The sequence below is a fragment of the Nocardia sp. NPDC003693 genome, from assembly GCF_053981095.1.
Genome location: NZ_JBSFNO010000005.1, coordinates 39,435 through 54,321, shown reverse-complemented (window position 1 = coordinate 54,321; position 14,887 = coordinate 39,435). Strand labels below are relative to the sequence as shown.

Genomic DNA, 14,887 nt, shown 5'->3' with positions numbered 1-14,887 from the left:
TTCGAAAACTTATGTGGCACTGCGTATTACCAACAATGATTCAAACCAGCGTGGTCGAAATCAATTCCGGACGGCGACCGCCCCCACCCGGGTCGAGGCGTAGGCCAGTGCGGCGCCCGCCAGCGCCAGGGTCGCGATCACCAGCGCGACCCACGAATACCCCCGGTGCGCAACGAGATTCGCCAGCTGCGGCCCCAGGCTGGCACCCAGGAACAGCGCGAAGGTGTAGAGCGCGGTGGCCGCGCCCCGTGCCGCGCCCGCCTGCGCCGCGATGGCTTGCACCGCGGCGGGCGCCGCCACCGCGATGGCCGCCACGAACACCAGCAGCCAGGCCGCGACCCAGATGCCCCCGAACGGTACGGCGGTCACCGCCGCCGCGAACCCGGCGATGCCGAGCGCGCCGATCACCCGGGTCTCCGGCGCGATGGCGCCCAGCCGACCGGCCAGCAGCGGGACCGCGATCATGGCGGGAATCGCGCTGGCGCGCAACGCCAGTAGCGCGCCGTTGCTCGCGCCGACGCCGTCCGGCGGCGCGAGCTGGATTCCGGTGTAGATGCCGACGAACGAGCCGAGCACCGCCAGGCAGCTGACGTACAGCAGCACCAGCCGGAAGCGTCGCAGCAGCGTGCCGAAGGGTGCGAAAACCGTTCGCAGCGTGTCGCCGATGCCGTCGGCGGACCGCCGCACCGGCTCCCTCGCCGCCGGATTCGCACCCAGCACGAACCACAGCAGTCCCGCCGACAGCGCGAACGCGACCGCGCCGGTGAAGAAGATCGCGTGCCAGCCCCAGGCGTTGCCCACCAGCTGCGCCAGCACCTGCGCCACCACCCCGGCGGCGAGGAACGAGCTGGTCAAGCAGGTCAGCGCGAAGATCCTGCGTTCGGGGGCAATGCGTTCGGACAGGTACGCGAAGGCCGCCGGGGCGAAGAACGACGCGGTCAGACCCTGTAGCACCCGGGCCGTCAGCCCCGCACCGAGCCCGGGCGCGGCCGCGACGATCAGCGAGCTGACCACCGTGGCGAGCAGGCCGCCCACGATGACCGGCCGCCGCCCGAACCGATCCGACAGCGGACCCGTCACCAGAAAGCCCGCGCCGTAGGCCAATCCGAAGGCCGTGGTGGTCCAGGTCACCGCGGATCTGGAGGTCTCCCAGTCCTGCGCGAGCCGGTTCAGCACGGGCAGAACGACATACAGCTGCCCGACCACGAGAATTCCTACCGCGCAGACGGCTCCGACGGTCCGGCCGGTGGGCGCCCAGAGGGCGGGTTCGGTATCGGGCGGCGAGCTCACGCGCACGCTCCCGAGTCGTGGCGAATCCCGGCGCCGCGTCCTCGGCCGGCACCGTCGAGAATCCGGGCCAGGGCCCGGGACCGGCCGGGCTCGCCGCGCGCGGCGGCACTGACGTGAAGCGGGGCTGTCATTGAATCCCTTTCGTGGACAACGGAGTCCACGTCTATCAAGGGACACTCCCCCGCCACGAGAGTTACGTGCGCGGTGATCGCAAGCCGGGGTGGGGTCAGGTGAGGATGAAACTCAACAGCTGTGCGTCGCGACCGTCACGCCAATAGGAGTAGCCGAACCACACGCCCGGGGTGACTTCGCGGATCTCGTCCCACAGTTGCGGGGTGGGTGAGGGGCGGTAGTTCAGGACCCAGGTCGGCCCGCCGTCCACGACCGAGGGGCCCCGGTACACGTCCGCTTGGTAGACCTCGACACCCGCGCCGGTGACGCGGTTGAGCAGGTAGCCGCCGTCGGGTCCGGTGAAGAAGGTCTTGCCGATCCACAGCGCCGGGGACCACACCTGCATGTCGGCCGGCTCGGCGACCCACCCGTTCTTGACGCCCATGGGCACCGCGCCCTGCGGTGCGTCGCGGTACAGCGCCTCGAGCTGCCCCGGGCCGCATCTGAATCTCAAGGAATCGATGGTCGCCGCGCGATCGCCGTCGTAGAGCACGCACCCGCCGCCGTAGTCGGCGTCGGCGTGCGCGGAGGGCGCGATCGCCGGGGCAAGCGCGATGGCGGCTCCGAAACCGGCGGCAGCCATGCCGACGGCCAGTGCGTTCCTGAGAATCTCTCGGGTTGTTCGCATTGCGTGTCTCCATCGGGTAGGACCCGACCCCACACGCCATGCTAATTCGCTATCAGTTAGCTGCTCAGTACTGTCGCCTAAATGAGACCACTCGGTCTGTAGAGATTCCGGCCCGGGAGAAGTGGCCCGGACCTGCGCCGGCGCACCTCCCCGCCCGGCCGCTCCCCCGTCGACGCCACGCGGGGCCGCGCGGGAAACACCCGCGCGGCCCCGCGACATCGGCCGGGATCAGGTCAGTTTCAGACCGCGGCCGATGATCTCCTTCATGATCTCGGTGGTGCCGCCGTAGATCGTCTGCACGCGCGCGTCCATGTAGGCCTTGGCGATCGGGTACTCACGCATGTAGCCGTAGCCGCCGTGCAGCTGCAGGCACTTCGTGATCAGGTCGAGCTGCTCCTCGGTGCTCCAGTACTTGGCCATGGCGGCTTCCTCGACCGTCAGCTTCCCGGCGTTCAGGAGCTCGATGCAGCGGTCGACGAAGACGCGGACGGCGGTCGTCTTGGTGGCCAGCTCGGCCAGCACGAAACGGGTGTTCTGCTGCGCGCCGATCGGCTTGCCGAACGCCTTGCGATCGCGGACGTACTGGATGGTGCCCTGCAGCGAACCCTCCATGGCGGCGGCGGCCATCACGGCGATGGACAGGCGCTCCTGGGGCAGGTTCTGCATGAGGTGCACGAAACCCTGACCCTCGGTGCCGAGCAGGTTCTTGCCGGGCACCCGCACGTCCTGGAAGGAGAGCTCGGCGGTGTCCTGGGCCTTGAGGCCGATCTTGTCGAGGTTGCGGCCGCGCTCGAATCCGGGCATGCCGCGCTCGACGACCAGCAGGGAGAAGCCCATGGCACCCTTGGCCGGATCGGTCTGCGCGACCACGATCACGATGTCGGCGTTGATGCCGTTGGTGATGAAGGTCTTGGACCCGTTCAAGATCCAGTCATCGCCGTCCTTGACCGCGCGGGTCTTGATGCCCTGCAGGTCCGAGCCGGTGCCCGGTTCGGTCATGGCGATGGCGGTGATGATCTCGCCGGTGCAGAAGCCGGGCAGCCAGCGCGCCTTCTGCTCGTCGTTCGCCAGTTCCAGCAGGTACGGCGCGATGACGTCGTTGTGCAGGCCGAAGCCCAGGCCGGAGTACTGACCGTAGGTCGCCTCCTCGGTGACCACCGCGTTGTAGCGGAAGTCCTTCACCCCGCCGCCGCCGAACTCCTCCGGCACCGCCATGCCGAGGAAGCCCTGTTTGCCCGCCTCCAGCCAGACCGCCCGATCGACGACGCCGTCGTGTTCCCACTGCTCGTGGTTCGGCGCTACATGCTGATCGAGAAACTTTCGGAACGACTCCCGGAACAGCTCGTGCTCCGGTTCGAAAATAGTGCGTTCCACGCCAACCTCCTGAGTGCCACAGCGGCCCATCGCCGATGTGGTCCACGGTACTCGAAAACGGAATGGCTGTTAACTTCGAGTCTCCGGAAAGAGGTTCGAACTGCGACTCCTAACCGAAGAGCCGCAGTCCACAGTGCGGGAACCTGGGTAAACCTAGGGTCTCAGAGACCCACGGCGGACAGGGTCCGCCCGAGCAGGCTGCGGCCGCGATCGCGATCCCGCTCGCCGAGCAGGAACCCCAGTTCCTCCTCCACCGCCTTGGCCACGACCACCTGCAGTTCCGCGGCCGCGGCGGCGATGTCGGCGGTATCGCGCCAGGGCGCGGTGTCGATCGGGGTGCCCAGGGCGAAGTAGAAACGCTCCGGCTTGGGAATGATGGTCGGGCCCAGGCCCCGGATCAGCGGCGGCGTCAGACTGCCGCGCAACCCCAGCGCCCGCACCAGGCCGCGCACCGGGCGCATGACCGCGTCGTCACCGTCGAAGACGATGTCGAAGATGTCGTCACCGCCGATCATGGCGATCGGGACGATGGGCGCGCCGGTCTCGATGGCCATCTGCGCGAAGCCGGTCCGGCCCTCCCACAGCAGCTTGTACTTCTGGCCCTTGCCCCGCATGGCCTCGCGGCCGCCGCCGGGGAACACCGCTACGGCCTCGCCCTCGCGCAGCAGCGCGGTGCAGTTGTGCCGATTGCCCCTCACGATCCCCAGGTGGTGCAGCGCGTCGCGCAGCACGGGCACATCGATCAGCACGTTCTCGGCCAGGCCCCGCACCAGCCGGTTGTGCTTCACCAGAATCTCGTGCGCCAGCAGCGGCGCGTCGGTGCCACCCGCGAGGGTGTGATTGCCGACCAGGAGCACCGGGCCCTCGGTCGGGAAGTTCTCCAGCCCGTAGAACCGGGGACTGAACCAGGCGCGCGACGGCGCCACCAGAACATCGATCAACCGGCGATCCCCATCGGTCAACTCGACATGCAACGGCGCACCGTCGGTCAGCCGATCGGTCACGGCCGAATCGGCGTCATTTCGAGACAAGACATCCCTCCCTGCAGAGATATTCGATAGCCGCATGCTAACGAAATCCCGTGCGGGGCACCGTGTGTGGGGTCACACCCGGAGACGGCGCCGCGGTGATGGCAACACCTCGGCGCCGGATGCCGAATCGGGAGTCAGTCGGCGGACTCGTCCGAATCCGTGGATTCGTTTCCCGCGTAAGCGAACTCGGCGAGCACCCCCGCGAGGGACTGCGGCACCCGGGCCCGCAGGCGCGTGCCGGACTCCTCGTGCTCGGTGCTCAGGATGCGTCCGTCCGCGTGAATACGGGCCAGCAGATCACCGCGGGTGTAGGGCAGCAGCACGCTGACCTCCACGTCGAGGTTCAGCGCCGTCGCCAACCGCTCGCGCAGCTCGTCGATGCCCTGGCCGGTGTGCGCGGAGACGAACGACGCCTCCGGCAGCCAGCCGCGCAGCTGGGTGAGCTCCATCGGGTCGAGCGCGTCGATCTTGTTGACCACCAGCATCTCGGGCGGGGCCGGGGTTCCGGTCTCGCGCAGGACGTCGGTGATGACCTCGCGCACGGCCTTGATCTGCATGTCGGGCAGCGGATCGGACCCGTCGACCACGTGCAGCAGCAGGTCCGCGCCGGTGACCTCTTCGAGGGTCGACCGGAAGGCTTCGACGAGCTGGGTCGGCAGGTGCCGGACGAACCCGACGGTGTCGGTGAAGACGACCTCGCGACCGTCCTCCAGCGCCGCCTTGCGCGTCGTCGGATCGAGGGTCGCGAAGAGCGCGTCCTGCACCAGCAGCCCGGCGCCGGTCAGCGAATTCATCAGGCTCGACTTGCCGGCGTTGGTGTAGCCGACGATCGCGACCTGCGGAATGCCGCTGGCGGTGCGCTTGGCGCGCTTGGTGTCGCGCGCGGTCTTCATCTCGCGGATCTCACGGCGCAGTTTGGCCATGCGCTCGCGGATGCGCCGGCGGTCGGTCTCGATCTTCGTCTCACCCGGACCGCGCGTACCCACGCCGCCGTTCGCGCCGCCCGCGCGGCCACCGGCCTGCCGGGACATGGACTCACCCCAGCCGCGCAGGCGCGGCAGCATGTATTCCATCTGCGCCAGGGAGACCTGGGCCTTGCCCTCCCGCGAGGTCGCGTGCTGGGCGAAGATGTCCAGGATCAGGGCGGTGCGGTCGATGACCTTGACCTTGACGACCTTCTCCAGCGCGGTCAGCTGCGCCGGGGAGAGTTCACCGTCACAGATGACGGTGTCGGCGCCCACCTCGAGCACCATTTCGCGCAGTTCGTCGGTCTTGCCCGAACCGATGTAGGTGGCCTTGTCCGGCTTGTCGCGCCGCTGGATCAGTGAGTCGAGCACTTCGGAACCGGCGGTCTCGGCGAGCGCGGCCAGCTCGGCCATTCTCGACTCGACCTGGGCGGGGGTGCCCTCGGTCCAGACACCGACCAGCACGACGCGCTCTAGACGCAGCTGCCGGTACTCGACCTCGGTGACATCCTCGAGTTCGGTGGAGAGCCCGGCGGTGCGGCGCAGTGCGGCGCGCTCCTCGAGCTGCAACTCACCGACGGTCGGCGACGCGGACCAACCGGTCTCGGCGTCGTCGGTGTGCTCCTCAGCGGGAGTGAACTCGTACGTTTCTTGTTTACTCATACGCCTCCATGGTCCCACGGACCAACCGAATGACGCATTCGGTTATTTCACCGCGATTCGCGGGGAGGTTCCGTGGGGTCAGGCGTCCTGCCACCACTTCGCGGCGAGGGTACCGGTCGCCAGGAGGACCGACGGGCCGCGGAGCCAGGCGGCGCCGGACTCGACGCCCACGGTCACCGTGCCGCCGGGGATGTGGACCTGGATGTGGCCGGTGTCGGTGGCGAGGTCGAAGCCTTCTGCGGCCAGGGCCGCCGCGGCGGCGGCCACGGTTCCGGTTCCGCAGGAACGGGTTTCGCCCACGCCGCGTTCGTAGACGCGCATGTGGACGCCGCGCTGACCGTCGGAGGCGACGGCCAGGGGGGTCAGGAGCTCGACGTTGACGCCGTGCGGGAAGAAGGTGCGGTCGAAGGCGGGCGCGCGGGTCAGGTCCAGCTCGGACAGCAGCAGCGGGGTCAGGGCGGGATCGACGCAGGCGAGATGGGGGTTGCCGACGTCGATGCCGAGGCCGGTGAACTCGCGGCCGTCGACGGTCGCGGTCGAGGCGCCGAGGACGCCGACCCGGCCCATGGCGACGGTGACCTCACCGTGCACGGGGTCCGCGTGGTGCACGACCACCGGGCGGGCGCCCGCGCGGCTGCCGACCACGAACTCGGTGCGCGCTTCCAGGCCGGTGGCCACCAGGTAGTGGGCGAACACGCGCACGCCGTTGCCGCACATCTCGGCGATGGAGCCGTCCGCGTTGCGGTAGTCCATGAACCAGTCGTCGGCGCTCACGCCCTCGGGCAGGGTTGGGAGAGCGCCGGTTTCGATGAGCGCGCCCGCGCGGGCCACGCGCAGCACACCGTCCGCGCCGAGGCCGCGCTGCCGGTCGCACAGCGCCCGCACCCGGGACTCGGTCAGCTCCAGCCAGGCATCGGGGTCGGGCAGCACCACGAAATCGTTCTGGGTGCCGTGCCCTTTGCTGAATGCGATATCAGCCGCGTTCTCGTTCGCCATAGTCCTCACCACTCACCGCACCGCCCGGCGCTGCCGGGAAATTTCGTACAGGGCCACCGCCGCCGCCGACGGCGCACCGAGGGTGCCGTCGGTCGGAATGCACACCAGCTCGTCGCACACCTGCGACCAGGAGGTATCGAGCGCCTCCCGCTCGTCACCGAGAACCAGGATGGTTCCCCCGTCGAACTCGAAGTCGTCGAGGGCTATTCCACCGCGATCGTCACTGCCGACGATACGGGTCTCGATACCCCGCGCCGCCTGCCGGTCGGCGAACACCGCCACCTGGCTCGGTCCCGAGGCGCGCAGCACCGGGATCGCGAACAGCGCGCCGTCGGAGACGCGCACGGTCTGGGGGTCGTACTGGTCGGCGCCGGTGCCGGTGATGATCACCCCGCCCGCGCCGAAGGCCACCGCCGAGCGGATGACCGCGCCCAGTCGCGCGGGCGCGGTCGGCCGGTCGATCACGACCACGGTCGGCGGCTCCTGCGGGCTGCCCGGCGCGAAATCCTCGAGCTCCATGCGCCGGGTGGCCGCCACCGCCACCACCTCCGGAATCCCCTCGGTCGGCTCGGCCAGCTCGGCCATCACCTCGGGCACCAGCCCCACGCTCGGCACACCGCTGGTCTCGAGCACCTGCCGGGCCCACTCCGAGAGCTCGGTCGAGCCCAGCCGGTAGACGAGAGTCTCCAGGGGCCAACGGTATTCGAGGGCGCGGGTGATCGGCCGGCGGCCGTGTATCAGGAATCGATTGTCACGAAGTCTGCTGGCCCGGTTGTTCAAATAGGCCTGCCACACCTGGACCGAGGCGTTGCGGGCGTTCGCGCGGCGCGTCAAATTACCGGACTTCCTGTTCATCCCTCGTCGTAGCGGAGTGAATGCGGGCCAGCGCCGTCACCAGCAGCTCCGGATCGGCGCCGTCCACCCATCGCACCCGCTTGTCGCGGCGGAACCACGAACGCTGCCGTCGGACATAGCGCCGGGTACCGATGAAGGTGCGCTCCTGTGCTTCGTTCAGGTCGTATTCGTTGTCCAGGTAGTCCAGGACTTGTGCGTAACCGATTGCGCGCCGGGCGGTCTGCCCTTCGCGCAGGCCCTGACCGATGAGGGTGCGCACCTCCTCCACCAAGCCGGAGGTGAACATACCCGCCGTGCGCAGTTCGATGCGCGCGTCGAGCGCCGTGGTGTCGCGATCCACGCCGAGAATGACCGTGCCCCAGCGGGGTTCGCCGATCTGCGGCGCGGAGGCGGCGAACGGGCGGCCGGTGATCTCGACCACCTCGAGCGCGCGCACCATGCGGCGGCCGTCGGTGGGCAGGATCGTGCCGGCGGCCACCGGATCGGCCGCGCGCAGCGCCTCGTGCACGACCACGACGCCGCGTTCGGCCAGCAGCGCTTCCCATTTCGCGCGGATCGCGGGGTCGGTGGCCGGGAAATCCCAGTCGTCGAGCAGGGCCTGCACGTACATCATGGAGCCGCCCACGATGACCGGGGTGCGACCGCGGGCCAGGATGGCCTCGACGTCGGCGCGGGCCGCGCTCTGATACGCCGCGACGGTGGCGGTTTCGGTGACGTCCAGCACGTCCAGCTGATGGTGCGGGATGCCGCGGCGCTCGGCGAGGGTCAGTTTCGCGGTGCCGACGTCCATGCCGCGATAGAGCTGCATGGCGTCGATGTTCACGATCTCGCCGTCGAAGTGTTCGGCCAGATCCAGTGCGAGATCGGACTTTCCGGTGGCGGTGGGTCCCACCACCGCGATGGGCGGCCTCACGCGCTACCTTCCGGATGCCAGACGCTCACGTGGTAGCTCACCCCGAACGGCGCTGCGCTGTACAGGGTTTCGACCTTGGGGTCGGCGGCCTCGGGCTGGAAGAGCCCGGCCAGTATCTGGTACGCGGCGCGGCCGCCGATGTGCAGTTCGGCGCACAGGCCGGGATCGAGTTCGGCCAGCGCGCGCCTGTCCCCCGCGCTCAGGGCGCGATCGATCTCGGCCTGCACGTCCGCGGCGCGTTCGTCGAAATAGCCGGGTGAGGCGGTGGTCAGGGTTGCCGCGCCGTCGCCGACCACGAGGACGCCGTAGCGCGCGGGACCGGCGTCCAGCGAGCCGCGCAGGCACGAGCCGAAGGCCACGCACTCGGCGGCCGGGGTGTCGGCCGCGACCAGGCGCGCCTGGGCAACCGCGTGCGGGGCCACCTGCTCGCGCAGCCACGCGCCGATCAGCGCGGGCAGCGGCAGCGTCGGGTCGGCGATCGCGGAATTGTCGTCAAGGGGGGTCTCGGTGAAACCGGCGCGCACATCCACGCCGTATCCCCGGAACGTGCCCACCGTCTCCGGCCCGAGAACCCGATCGGCGTCGGCCGCGCCGACCACGATCCACTGGTCGGCGGCCTCGGCGAGTTCGGTCGCCGCCCGGCGCACCGCCGCACGCAGCGCGGCTACCTCGCCCTCGGCCGCGGTACCCGCCGCGCCCCCGAGCCGGGGCACCAGCACGGGCGGGGAAGGAACCAGCGACGCAACACAGAACACGCCGTCAACCGTAGCGCTACCGTGCCTCACCAGCCCCACCCCGCCCGGGTCGCCGCGCCACGGAGGTGGGCTCAAAGACAGCATTTCCCACCTCAGCCTGGTTGAATGGGATCTGCTAGGCAGATGAGCTAGGGCGTAACCAGGCAGCCGTGACGCGCGGCAGGGACGAGGAGCGATGACCGAGAACAGCGGAAACGAGAAGGCTACCCACCCGGAGTCGACCGCGACGCCCGTGTCCGGCGCCGCCGCGCGACCGTCACCGGCCGCTGCCGCCGGACCCCGTCCCGGGCCCGTGCCGCACAAACCGGAAGCCCCGAAACCCCACGCCGTCAAGCCCGCTCCCGGCCCGGCCACCCCGCACCCGCATCCCGTGGTCGTACCCGCCTCGAGCGACCCCAGCCAGTGGGGACGCGTCGACGAGGACGGCACCGCGTGGGTCAAGACCACCGAGGGCGAACGCGTCATCGGATCCTGGCAGGCCGGCGACGCCACCGAGGGGCTGGCCCACTTCGGCCGCCGCTTCGACGATCTGGCCACCGAGGTCGCCCTGCTGGAGGCGCGCCTGGCCGCCGGCACCGACGCCCGCAAGACCAAGGCGGCCGCCACCGCGCTTGCCGAAACGTTGCCGACCGCCGCGGTCATCGGCGATATCGACGGGCTGACGGTGCGCTTGCGGGCCATCATCGAGCACTCGGACGAGGCCGCCGCGCACGCCAAAGAGGAGAAGGAACGCTCGCGGCACGAGCAAACCGAGCGCAAAGAAGCGCTGGCCGCCGAGGCCGAGCAAATCGCCGCCGACTCCACCCAGTGGAAAGTGGCCGGCGACCGGCTGCGCGAGATCCTCGACGAGTGGAAGACCATCCGCGGCGTGGACCGCAAGGTCGACGACGCGCTGTGGCGGCGGTTCTCCAAGGCGCGTGAGGCGTTCAACCGGCGCCGTGGCGCGCACTTCGCCGAGCTCGATCGCGAACGCGCCTCGGCCAAGTCGCACAAGGAAGAGCTGTGCGTGCGGGCCGAGGAGCTGTCCGGCTCCACCGACTGGGCGGGCACCGCGGCGATCTTCCGCGATCTGCTGGCCGAGTGGAAGGGTTCGGGTCGCGCGCCCCGCGAAGCGGACGAGCAGCTGTGGAAGCGGTTCAAGGCCGCGCAGGACGTGTTCTTCGCGGCCCGCAACTCCGCCGCCTCCGAGCGCGACGCCGAGTTCGAGCAGAACGCGACGGCCAAGGAAGAGCTGCTGCTGCACTACGAGAACCTCAACCCCGAAACGGGTCTCGACGCCGCCCGCGCGTCGCTGCGTGAGCTGCAGGAGAAGTGGGACGCGATCGGCAAGGTGCCGCGCGAGCGCATCCACGACCTCGAGGCCCGCCTGCGCGCGGTCGAGAAGCGCGTGCGCGACGCCGTGGACGCCCAGTGGCGGCGCAGCGATCCCGAAGCGATGGCCCGCGCGGCCCAGTTCCGCGAGCGCGTGGCCCAGTTCGAGGAACAGGCCGCCAAGGCCCAGGCCGCGGGCAAGACCAGAGACGCCGAGAAGGCCCTGGAGCAGGCCAAGCAGTGGCGTGAATGGGCCGAGGCCGCCGAAGGCGCGGTCAGCCAGCGCTGATCCCGCCCCGAGGTAGCAACCGCGCCCGCCGACCTTGTGGTCGGCGGGCGCTGTCGTGCAGGGACCGCGACGGCACGCTCACCGGCGCGACGTGGCGCACCAGGAACTCGCGTCTCGAAGTCGTTGTCCCGGAACGGGTTTGTCGGGCAGCCGGTGGGTGTGGGGCAGCCGGCCGGGGTCCGTGCGTCAATCGTGTTGGGCTCCAGGGGAAATAGGGGCACGGCGGCGGGTCGGGCGGGGTTACGCTCGGAAGATGGCTCCGACACGGGACGAACTGATCACCCATCTGCTGAAGACCGGCATGGCGGGGTCGGTGGCCACGCCCCGGGAGAACAACCTCAAGCACTACCGCCTGATGGCGGAGGGGGACACATACTTTCAGTTCGGGATGGACTTCGGCGGGCGATGGGACGCGGACGCCGTGCTGGGGGTGATGGTGCGCCGGGCCGGGGTCGACCCGCGGCTGAACTTCCGGCGCGGGGTGGACACCATCGACCCCGAACTGACCGCCGACGCGCTGGAGCGGTACGCGGTCCGCTTCCGCCGGGCGCTGCGTGAGCGGGAGCGGGTGCTGTTCGCCACGGGCCATCCGCGCACGCTGCGGCGCATGTATCAGCGGCTGGCGCGGGAGTTGAACGAGGCGGGCGGCACGGTGCTGGAATTCGGTGCGGGCGCGCGCTTCCAGGGCGATACGAAATGGGCGGTGCAGGAACAGGAAGTCCGATTCGACCTGGGTGTGGCGACCGTGGCGGTGGCGGGCAACTCGGTGCATTCGCACACCGCCCAGGCCGCGCGGGTGGTCCTCGAGGCGATGGCCGCGGCCGGGGCCCCGCCGCCGGATCTGGTGGTCGCCGACCACGGCTGGTGCGGCGGCGCGGCTTTCGCGGGCATCGACGCGATCGGCTTCGCGGACTGCAACGACCCCGCCCTGTTCGTCGGCGAGGAGGAGGGCACGGTCCTGGTCGCGGTTCCCCTCGACGACGGCATCGACGAGGAGCAGTACGACCTGCTCGCCGAGTTCGTCCTGGGTTCCTGAGGACCTACCGCTCAGTCCTCGCCGAAGAGGCGGCGGCGATCGCGCTGCTCGGCCTCGGCGGCGGCCAGGCGGCGCTGCTCCTCGGCCTCGAGGTGCAGGGCGGTCCGGCTCCACACCACGCGAATCCAGTGGAAGGTCAGGACCATCACCGCGATCGTGGCCAGGATCAGGCCGAAGCCGGGGCCCGCGCCCTGGTAGTTGCCGAGGCCGGGGGTGTTGCGGTGCCAGATCGAGAAGACGCCGAACACGCTGGCGATGGCCGAGCCGGCGACCGCGATCCAGGCCAGCACCCAGCGGCGGGTCATGAGCGCCAGGAGCGAGAAGCCGATGCCGAACACGACCACGAACCATTCGAAGATCCGCGAGGGCAGCCCGATGTGCTCGGCCTGGGCGGCCGCGTCGTAGAGCAGTACGTCGAAGCCGCGCGCGCCGCCGGCGTGCGGGAGCACCAGCGAGATCAGCAGGGCGAACACCGCGATCGCGACCACCATGGCGCGCACGCCCGGGTCGATCTCCCCGGCGATCCTGCGCTCGACGGCTTCCAGATCCGCGCGGAACTGTTCGAAGTCCTGACTGTCCTTCGCCGACTTCATGGTCTCCTCGTTCGCCTCGGGCGCGCGGTCGGGCGCCGAATCGGATTGTGCGGCTTGATCTTCCGTACGCCCGCTCGCCGCGTCCCGGTTCTCGACACGGTCCGGTTCGGCATCTTCGGGGCCGGTGGGCTTGTGCTCGCTCATGGGGTGTGGTCCTGAGTCATGCGGGAGTGGTGTCGACCCACATCATGCCCGGCCGCCGATTCGATCTACTACGGGGTGTCGGAATCAGGCGGCGCGCGTCGTCCCGGAATCCGCCGCCACCGGCCGAATCAGTCGCCGCAGGCCGAGCCGCAACCGGCCGCCGCCGTCTCCACGACCACGGGCGCGCCGATGCGCGGCAGGCCCAGCCCGACGCCGATGGGCGCGGTCTTGGGGGTGACGCCGCGCTCGTGGGCGTCGCCCGCGGCGGTGCGGCGATGGCTGAAGACCGCGCTGTCGGCGATGAGGTGATGCGGGGCCGCTTCGGTCACGTCCACGGTGACGATGTCGCCGGGACGGATCTCCGAGCCCGCGGGCAGGTCGGCGGGCGGCCGGAAATGCACCAGGCGGCCGTCGCGGGCGCGCCCGCTCATGCGGGCGGTGGCGGCGTTCTTCTTACCCGCGCCCTCGGCAACCAGCAGCTCGACCCGGGTGCCGATGAGCGCCTGGTTACCCTCCAGGGACATCTGCTCCTGCAGCGCGATGAGCCGCATGTAGCGCTCCTGCACCACTTCCTTGGGCAGCTGGTCGGGCATGTCCGCGGCCGGGGTGCCCGGGCGAATCGAGTACTGGAAGGTGTAGGCGCTGGTGAACCGAGCCTCGCGCACCACGTCCAGGGTGGCCTGGAAATCCTCCTCGGTCTCGCCCGGGAAGCCGACGATGATGTCGGTGGTGATGGCCGCGTGCGGCATGACCGCGCGCACCTTCTCGATGATGCCCAGGAACTTCTTGCTGCGGTAGGACCGCTTCATGGCCTTGAGGACCCGGTCGGACCCGGACTGCAGCGGCATGTGCAGTTGCGGGCACACGTTCGGCGTCTCGGCCATGGCCTCGATGACGTCGTCGGTGAACTCCGCCGGATGCGGGGAGGTGAAGCGCACGCGCTCGAGCCCCTCGATGTTCCCGCAGGCGCGCAGCAGTTTGGCGAACGCGCCGCGGTCGCGCTCCTCGGTGGGATCGGCGAAGGAGACGCCGTAGGCGTTCACGTTCTGGCCGAGCAGGGTCACCTCGAGCACGCCCTGATCGACCAGGGCCTGCACCTCGGCCAGCACGTCGCCGGGACGGCGGTCGACCTCCTTGCCGCGCAGCGCGGGCACGATGCAGAACGTGCAGGTGTTGTTGCAGCCCACCGAGATCGACACCCACCCGGCGTAGGCCGACTCCCGCTTGGCGGGCAGCGTGGACGGGAACGCCTCGAGCGATTCGATGATCTCGACCTGCGCCTGCTCGTTGTGGCGGGCGCGCTCGAGCAGCACCGGCAGCGAGCCGATGTTGTGGGTGCCGAACACCACGTCCACCCACGGCGCCTTCTTGACCACGGTGTCGCGGTCCTTCTGCGCCAGGCAGCCGCCGACGGCGATCTGCATGCCGGGGCGCTCGGCCTTGATCGGCGCGAGGTGCCCGAGCGTGCCGTACAGCTTGTTGTCGGCGTTCTCGCGCACCGCGCAGGTGTTGAAGACCACCAGGTCGGCGGTGGCGCCCGGGACGGCGCGGCGGTAGCCGGCGTCCTCGAGCAGACCCGAGAGGCGTTCGGAGTCATGCACGTTCATCTGGCACCCGTAGGTGCGGACCTCATAGGTCCGCGTGGCCGTACCCAGCTCCGCGTCCGCGCCGAGCCCGTCAACCACGCCAAGTGCCGAAACCTGCCCCAACGAATTCACCCAACCAGGGTAATGGCTGTGCGGATCGGCTCATCCACCCCGTCCACCGACGGTGACCTGGCTCTCCCCGGTCACACGAGCGTCAACCCGCGGTTACGCGGGGATGTCGAGTCCCGGCACAGTGTCCTTTGCCAGAGCAAAGACGAGCATTTCGG

General features: G+C 70.1%; 13 protein-coding genes. 2 read left to right on the top strand and 11 right to left on the bottom strand.

Features of this window, described 5'->3' with window-relative positions; genetic code table 11:
• Window positions 1–60: 60 nt before the first annotated feature.
• The 9 genes from ACWDOP_RS08405 to ACWDOP_RS08365 all read right to left on the bottom strand — a co-directional run bounded on the left by ACWDOP_RS08405 (window position 61) and on the right by ACWDOP_RS08365 (window position 9,641).
• Window positions 61–1,290: an MFS transporter gene (locus ACWDOP_RS08405; protein ID WP_456344528.1), complete on the bottom strand. Its 1,230-nt coding sequence runs from the start codon at window positions 1,288–1,290 to the stop codon at window positions 61–63.
• Window positions 1,291–1,516: 226 nt separating this feature from the next.
• Window positions 1,517–2,089, bottom strand: a complete 573-nt coding sequence (locus ACWDOP_RS08400) for a hypothetical protein (protein WP_454204108.1) — start codon at window positions 2,087–2,089, stop codon at window positions 1,517–1,519.
• A gap of 228 nt (window positions 2,090–2,317) precedes the next feature.
• Window positions 2,318–3,463: an acyl-CoA dehydrogenase family protein gene (locus ACWDOP_RS08395; protein WP_454204107.1), complete on the bottom strand. Its 1,146-nt coding sequence runs from the start codon at window positions 3,461–3,463 to the stop codon at window positions 2,318–2,320.
• A 161-nt stretch (window positions 3,464–3,624) separates the two neighbouring features.
• On the bottom strand, window positions 3,625–4,494 hold the full coding sequence (locus ACWDOP_RS08390) for a lysophospholipid acyltransferase family protein (RefSeq protein ID WP_456344527.1): 870 nt from the start codon (window positions 4,492–4,494) through the stop codon (window positions 3,625–3,627).
• A gap of 134 nt (window positions 4,495–4,628) precedes the next feature.
• Window positions 4,629–6,122, bottom strand: coding sequence for a GTPase HflX (gene hflX, locus ACWDOP_RS08385; protein ID WP_456344526.1), 1,494 nt, complete (start codon window positions 6,120–6,122; stop codon window positions 4,629–4,631).
• Between the two features lie 78 nt (window positions 6,123–6,200).
• Window positions 6,201–7,118 (bottom strand): diaminopimelate epimerase, encoded by a 918-nt coding sequence (gene dapF, locus ACWDOP_RS08380; protein ID WP_454204104.1) that lies wholly within the window; start codon window positions 7,116–7,118, stop codon window positions 6,201–6,203.
• A 12-nt stretch (window positions 7,119–7,130) separates the two neighbouring features.
• Window positions 7,131–7,952 (bottom strand): TrmH family RNA methyltransferase, encoded by an 822-nt coding sequence (locus ACWDOP_RS08375; RefSeq protein WP_456344525.1) that lies wholly within the window; start codon window positions 7,950–7,952, stop codon window positions 7,131–7,133.
• Window position 7,953: 1 nt separating this feature from the next.
• Window positions 7,954–8,886, bottom strand: coding sequence for a tRNA (adenosine(37)-N6)-dimethylallyltransferase MiaA (gene miaA / locus ACWDOP_RS08370; protein ID WP_456344524.1), 933 nt, complete (start codon window positions 8,884–8,886; stop codon window positions 7,954–7,956).
• Window positions 8,883–9,641 carry a hypothetical protein gene (locus ACWDOP_RS08365; RefSeq protein WP_456344523.1) on the bottom strand — a complete coding sequence of 253 codons (759 nt, stop codon included), beginning with the start codon at window positions 9,639–9,641 and terminating at the stop codon, window positions 8,883–8,885. Before ACWDOP_RS08365 ends, miaA begins: the two co-directional genes overlap by 4 nt.
• 175 nt (window positions 9,642–9,816) lie before the next feature.
• Between ACWDOP_RS08365 and ACWDOP_RS08360 the strand changes: the two genes are divergently transcribed.
• On the top strand, window positions 9,817–11,241 hold the full coding sequence (locus tag ACWDOP_RS08360; protein WP_456344522.1) for a DUF349 domain-containing protein: 1,425 nt from the start codon (window positions 9,817–9,819) through the stop codon (window positions 11,239–11,241).
• Between the two features lie 253 nt (window positions 11,242–11,494).
• Window positions 11,495–12,277 (top strand): phosphatase, encoded by a 783-nt coding sequence (locus ACWDOP_RS08355; RefSeq protein ID WP_456344521.1) that lies wholly within the window; start codon window positions 11,495–11,497, stop codon window positions 12,275–12,277.
• An 11-nt stretch (window positions 12,278–12,288) separates the two neighbouring features.
• Here ACWDOP_RS08355 and ACWDOP_RS08350 read toward each other — a convergent pair whose 3' ends face one another.
• Entirely contained in the window at window positions 12,289–12,870 is a 582-nt protein-coding gene (locus tag ACWDOP_RS08350) for an Rv2732c family membrane protein (protein ID WP_454204166.1), read from the bottom strand.
• Window positions 12,871–13,142: 272 nt separating this feature from the next.
• Window positions 13,143–14,669 (bottom strand): tRNA (N6-isopentenyl adenosine(37)-C2)-methylthiotransferase MiaB, encoded by a 1,527-nt coding sequence (gene miaB, locus ACWDOP_RS08345; protein WP_456344677.1) that lies wholly within the window; start codon window positions 14,667–14,669, stop codon window positions 13,143–13,145.
• Between the last annotated feature and the right edge of the window lie 218 nt (window positions 14,670–14,887).

Coding starts and splice junctions, on each gene's coding strand:
- hflX (WP_456344526.1), bottom strand. CDS start 6,122: ATGAGTAAACAAGAAACGTACGAGTTCACTCCCGCTGAGGAGCACACC.
- ACWDOP_RS08355 (WP_456344521.1), top strand. CDS start 11,495: ATGGCTCCGACACGGGACGAACTGATCACCCATCTGCTGAAGACCGGC.
- ACWDOP_RS08400 (WP_454204108.1), bottom strand. CDS start 2,089: ATGCGAACAACCCGAGAGATTCTCAGGAACGCACTGGCCGTCGGCATG.
- ACWDOP_RS08350 (WP_454204166.1), bottom strand. CDS start 12,870: ATGAAGTCGGCGAAGGACAGTCAGGACTTCGAACAGTTCCGCGCGGAT.
- dapF (WP_454204104.1), bottom strand. CDS start 7,118: ATGGCGAACGAGAACGCGGCTGATATCGCATTCAGCAAAGGGCACGGC.
- ACWDOP_RS08360 (WP_456344522.1), top strand. CDS start 9,817: ATGACCGAGAACAGCGGAAACGAGAAGGCTACCCACCCGGAGTCGACC.